This window comes from Maribacter sp. TH_r10 (assembly GCF_033101095.1).
In the GTDB taxonomy this organism is placed as follows: domain Bacteria; phylum Bacteroidota; class Bacteroidia; order Flavobacteriales; family Flavobacteriaceae; genus Maribacter_A; species Maribacter_A luteus.
Genome location: NZ_JAWMPY010000051.1, coordinates 1 through 341, shown reverse-complemented (window position 1 = coordinate 341; position 341 = coordinate 1). Strand labels below are relative to the sequence as shown.

At 42.8% G+C, this 341-nt stretch carries 1 pseudogene; it reads right to left on the bottom strand.

From position 1 onward, the window contains the following. A pseudogene (locus R3X28_RS19280) lies at positions 1-341 on the bottom strand (hypothetical protein); the annotation flags it as partial.

Below are 341 nucleotides of genomic sequence, written 5' to 3'. Positions count from 1 at the left end.
ACCAGTTCATTGCTACTATTCAAACTAAGTGCATTACTGTTGATAATATCCACACCTGTTCCTGTTACTCCGTCCACTGTTGTACTTAATGTATTGACATTACTCGTATTCGATACTGTTGTGGCCGGTATTAATGAACTCGGAGCTACCGTTACCCAGTCGCTACCATTCCATTGAATCAAATCTCCAGCTGTAGTTCCATTTACAAGATTCTCTAAACCTACTGCATCATCCGCCAACTCTGCATTTGTTATTCCATCTGCAGACACTGCCAATGTATATGGGTTCACTGTTGAACCATCTCCGGAACGGGTCAATGTTCCACTACCGCTTGTAACTCC